This window comes from Paraburkholderia piptadeniae, assembly GCF_900007165.1.
In the GTDB taxonomy this organism is placed as follows: Bacteria; Pseudomonadota; Gammaproteobacteria; order Burkholderiales; family Burkholderiaceae; genus Paraburkholderia; species Paraburkholderia piptadeniae.
The window spans coordinates 1-4,745 of the sequence record NZ_CYGY02000210.1 but is presented as its reverse complement, the minus strand read 5'-3'; the positions used below and the strand labels follow the sequence as shown (position 1 = coordinate 4,745).

5 protein-coding genes are annotated in these 4,745 nt (G+C 56.0%); all 5 read right to left on the bottom strand.

Annotated features, from left to right (window positions below):
* Positions 1–91: 91 nt before the first annotated feature.
* The gene (locus BN2476_RS44540; protein WP_227747356.1) at positions 92–586 is read right to left on the bottom strand and encodes a hypothetical protein; all 495 of its coding nucleotides are present in this window, start codon (positions 584–586) and stop codon (positions 92–94) included.
* 419 nt (positions 587–1,005) lie between these two features.
* A complete protein-coding gene (locus BN2476_RS46955; RefSeq protein ID WP_160111897.1) occupies positions 1,006–1,152 on the bottom strand; it encodes a hypothetical protein in 147 nt (48 codons plus the stop codon).
* Positions 1,153–2,246: 1,094 nt separating this feature from the next.
* Positions 2,247–2,978, bottom strand: coding sequence for a hypothetical protein (locus BN2476_RS44530; RefSeq protein ID WP_087740443.1), 732 nt, complete (start codon positions 2,976–2,978; stop codon positions 2,247–2,249).
* Between the two features lie 326 nt (positions 2,979–3,304).
* Positions 3,305–4,144 (bottom strand): EamA family transporter, encoded by an 840-nt coding sequence (locus tag BN2476_RS44525; RefSeq protein WP_235851265.1) that lies wholly within the window; start codon positions 4,142–4,144, stop codon positions 3,305–3,307.
* Between the two features lie 258 nt (positions 4,145–4,402).
* Positions 4,403–4,745: hypothetical protein (locus BN2476_RS46950; protein ID WP_218274619.1), on the bottom strand; the 343-nt coding region annotated here is incomplete at its 5' end.

Sequence of the window (4,745 nt, the reverse complement as noted above, 5' to 3'; positions counted from 1 at the left end):
TACCTTGCCGCTACCCCTAGTAGCTGCTATTTTCCGTGCCACTCGTTATGTTGAAGCGACCGATCCGTGCAATTTTCACTGGTTAAATCGACTACCGCCTCTTCTGCTCGGGGTCTGCATGCGTTGACCACGTGATCGAGCGTGGGTCAGCGATTGTGTTTTCGCCTTGAGAAAACAGCCCATCTTGCGGTGCGATGTTCGGGTCCTCTTCCCACGTCGCCTGCTGTGTGAATGTGCCGGTTTTACGGTTAAATTTCAGGTAATGATGGGCAGTCTTCCACTGCCAGTCCGATGAAGGGAGCGAAATGTAGTGGACGGCGTATTCCTCGTCCGTCAGATGTCCACGTACGACATAGACGCCGTAGTGTTCTTCGCCTTGCGAAATGATCTTGTAGACGCCATTGTCATAGTAATAGAGCGTTGCATCAGGAAATGGCTTCTTTTCATACATTTTCTTGTAAAAAAGCTTCTGCTCGAAGGTTGGATTGCCAAACTGAATCTCAATGAAAGGCGGACGAGCAGCGCTACTTTCTGCTGCGCACGCACTGACCGGTTGCATCGCTAACAGCGTGATCGACAAATACATTCTCCTCATTGAAAGGCTCCAGAAGTAGAACACAACTAACTAATCAACCATTATCGACAATATCTGTCATCACATCCGCATCGTGTCGCACTCGATATTCCGCGGAAAAGACGTCGCGATGAAGTAGCCGCGCCGGACGGGTTTTGAAGCGCGTCTTTGCTCCTAGCCTGGAGTGCCAAGCCGGATCGTCACCGACCAGTTACCGTAGCTATCCGCCACGACAGCCGAAATCCCAGGGAGCGGCGAAGATCGGGCACGTGATTGTCAAGTCCTGTGCCCGGTCTAATCTCCGAGACGAAACAGTTATTGGCTCATGGTCGCGAAGGGAGCGCCGCATACGCGGCTTCCGGGATTCTGGTACCTAATGTTCACCTTGAGCGTCAGCCAGAATACGCGGCCCTTAGCGCCCAAGCGACCTGCTACGCACCTCGCTCCTCAAAGAACTCGGCCAATGCCATGCACGATGGCATCGCTTCACTGTGCTTTCTCGTCATTCGACCGCTTTCTTGAGAAATACTTGCACGCAAGTTTTGCCAAAATATCAACGTGACATCACCCTCGCTCATGCGTGTTCTCCGAGCGAGTGACGGAAGAAATACTAACCGCAGTGAGACGCGTGATATAGGCTGATAATCTTTATGTTTATATGAGGGAAATTGATGATCCAAAACCGCGTTGTTTCATCGATTGTGTCCATGACGAAGATGTGCTGGCGCATCGAGCGTGACTATCAGGTTCTTAAACAGAAGTTCGGACTCGGCTACTATGAAGGAGATGGCTGGTGGCTCCCGGCGCACCCGATACGGACTCTCGACCGATTGCCGGACGACTTCTTCGTCGACGGCTTGAACGCGTATCGCAGATATCGGCAGGCCCACAATCAGCCAGCCTCGGTGACGTTGCCAAACAACCCTGGCGTGAGACGAAGGTCTTGCTCATCGACGCGCCCAGCCGATCCCTGTTGATCAGTCTGCCAAATAGGGACCAGCGGATGCTTCAAATTGATCTGTTCACGCAGTAGCTGCCGGCATGAAATCTCCGCCCGCCAGAGACATCGTGGGAACCATCAGCAGCACGTCAGGATTTGACAGATTTCTGGATGGATATGCGAGGTTCCAGCTATTCCCATAAATACCATTTCAGCTGACTGCGCCCATCGCAGTGGGCTTTCGTTTCGCGACTGTCCCAAACCCTATAATCTGGGCGCGCCAGCTACCGTGCTTGATGGGCGCGAAGCAGTGTCCGGCGGACGATAGCATCATGACGAAAGCCCCCCCTCCAAGCTACTTCTTTCCCCAGTCGTACACACGGTCATCCGCAGACGGCGGCTCTCGCGACATCTGTGAATTGCGCTAAAAATCGTGCAGCGTCGCGTCGGCCGCTGCGGCGATTTTGTTTTTCGAGTGGCTGGCGACGTGAGAGGCCGCGCCGCGTTGCCGTTTCCACAACTTCGCAATTCGGATGTTGAAGCCCGTGCGCGATTGCATGGGCGCCGGTGGCGACAGCGTGTCGCGAAACGGTGTCGACCATTAAAACGGCACGTCAGTCTCCCACAGGTGAGTGGCACGATGCCCACCATTGTCGTTCGCAGGGAAACGCGTGCATGGTGACGACAATTCGCGCAAGAGCCGACGAGGAACGACGGGACGAACCGCGCCGGTTAATCACGATGACGGCCACCATCGACCGGCATATGACCGGCAGCCGTTTGGAACTGCGGCACAGTCGCTGCACGTAGTTCGTTGAGGTATTCGCCGTACAGTTTGACGAAGTGGCACAGATAATATTCCGCCTTTTCGACTCCGCCCCATCTGTCAATTGCTAGCTCTAGAGCAATCTGCATCAAATCAGCGTGACCGTGGGCATTGTCATACGCAATGTGGTCCGGCGAGCCGTTCGTGAGAACGCGCCCCAACGCGCGATCCGCCGCTTCAGTAATGAGCTTGTTGTAGCGATCCGAATACCATTCGACAAACCAATCCCACACTATCGTCGAGAGCGGACCCTCGCGACCGATACTCAGATAGAGAGAGTGGATTAGCCTGTCAGTGCTGTGGAATGGCCGAACACAGTCAACGTGATCGGCCGACAAGCCAAATCTCTCGATGTCACGAAAAAATAGTCCATGGCGTCCGTATTTCCCTGCGAGGTATTGCGCGAGAATCTGCGCGAGCATGTTGTCCTTGTAGCCGAGCTTGTACAATGCAAACGCGTCGACTTCGTTGTTGAGCCGGTTCTGTAGCACGGTTTCGACCAGGTGCCGGCGATAGTATTCACTGTCAATCCAATTGCCACGGTGGAATGCCGCAGTTTCAGGCGACGTGGCAAACATCTGCTCCATTGCCTGCTCGGCGACTTGCTCTAGATGAATGCGATCGTTATCTGCCGTCATGCGGCCCTCCTGATTAAAGCAGGAGCGGAAATGGCAACGCGAAGCGGTACGTTGCTGAAGCTTCCTCGACTCGGTGAGCTAAGGAAGCCAGCTGTTTTTGCGAAGCAATGAAGCACCCCGGAACCCTTGAGACTCACCATCCACTGATGCGCGAAGCCGCTTGCAGTCGCTGCCTGATGAGAAGGCGATACTGTTAAACTCCTCTCGACGGCTACAGGAGAAGCCGGTATTTGCGAGCGACCTCTCGAAGCTTCAAGGAACGCTTTCCCCCTCGAATCTTTTTTCCGCTGATTCGGACCGGTTAGATGTCCCTGCTTGTAGTGCGGTCACACGCGAACCCGTTGAGACGAGCCAGCACTGATACCGCCCACCACTGCGCCGATGCATGCGCCAACAACACACAGCGTTCCGACGATCTGCGATCTGCTTATCGGCTGTGCGAGTACGAGGAAGCCGATCGCTGCCGCGATCGCAGGCTCGGTGCACATCACGACCCCGAATGCGGATGCGCTCATCCGGCGCAGGGCGATTACTTTGAGTACGTATGGGACAAGCGGCACCAGGACTGCAATATACGCGGCATTGACGAGTTGTCCCGCAGGCAAATGTCCGCCGCTCAGCAGAATACCGAATGGTCCGGTAACGACGGCGGCTGCGATCAGGGACGCAGTAAGCCCTTCCAGCCCATCAAACAGCATGCCGACGTGCTTCTTCAACACGATGTGTGCGACCCAGCCGAGCGCCGACCCAATCGGGAACACCAAGTCAATGGGGCTGACCACCCACATACCGTCCTGCCGAGCTAGCAATAACACGCCTGCCACTGCGAACACCGGCCACATCAGCCTTCGGAGCTTGCGCTCGCCGAATGTCGCGACCGCGATCGGCCCAAGGAAGCTGACGGCCACTGCGAACACAAGCGGCACACGGCGCACTGCCTCGAAGAAGCATAGTGTCATACACGCCGCTGCGCTGCCAAGCGCGACCGCGGCCGCCCAGTGCTGGCGAGAATACGTGTGCAACGGCGGCCGCACGATGGCCGCGAGCGCTACCGCTGCGAAGCACAGCCGCAGCCATGTTGTGCTAATGGTTCCGTGCTTTATCGTCGTGGACAGCGACAGCGCGGCGCCGAGTTGAATGCTGCACATTGACGCGACGGCGAACATTGGCGCGATGGCGCGCGAGAACGGCACGGACGTTCTCGATAACGCGTATTTGGCTTGTTTTGCGTTCAATTCCTCGCTCATCCATATTTCCCGCGTGAGTGAAGAAACGATACTAACCGCAGGTATATGCGTGGTATAAGCTCGAAATCTTTATGTCTGCATGAGGGAAATTGATGATCCGCCATCTCGCCGGCACGCTGCTGCGTACCGGCGTGACGGTGGTTGAAGCCGACAGCGTGAGCACGCGACAATCGCGCTTCATCGCACCCAGGCTGCCGTCAGCATGGCCCTTCGCCGTCTTGAAGCGAATTCGGCCAACGCCTTCGAACGTTCGCCGCGCAGCATGAAGGCGACTTCGGCGGGCAGCGTGCTACTGCCGTATGCACTCGTTTGCGCGCCGCCTCGTCCATTTTGGCCATTTACCGATCCCGGACCATGTTGGTGATCGTATATCGCATGAGCAAACGGCCAGTTGCAATGGAATTGGTATTTTTCAACAGATGCAAGCGTGCTGTCGAGTTCATCGAGCGTGCCGTCGCCGACCATTACAGCGGGCAGCGACTTGATGTTGGACTTCACCCTACAGTCGGGCTTGCCCTGT

Bases quoted from the DNA above. Each gene is read 5' to 3' on its own strand.
- BN2476_RS44540 (WP_227747356.1), bottom strand. From the start codon at position 586: ATGTATTTGTCGATCACGCTGTTAGCGATGCAACCGGTCAGTGCGTGC.
- BN2476_RS46955 (WP_160111897.1), bottom strand. From the start codon at position 1,152: ATGAGCGAGGGTGATGTCACGTTGATATTTTGGCAAAACTTGCGTGCA.
- BN2476_RS44530 (WP_087740443.1), bottom strand. From the start codon at position 2,978: ATGACGGCAGATAACGATCGCATTCATCTAGAGCAAGTCGCCGAGCAG.
- BN2476_RS44525 (WP_235851265.1), bottom strand. From the start codon at position 4,144: ATGTTCGCCGTCGCGTCAATGTGCAGCATTCAACTCGGCGCCGCGCTG.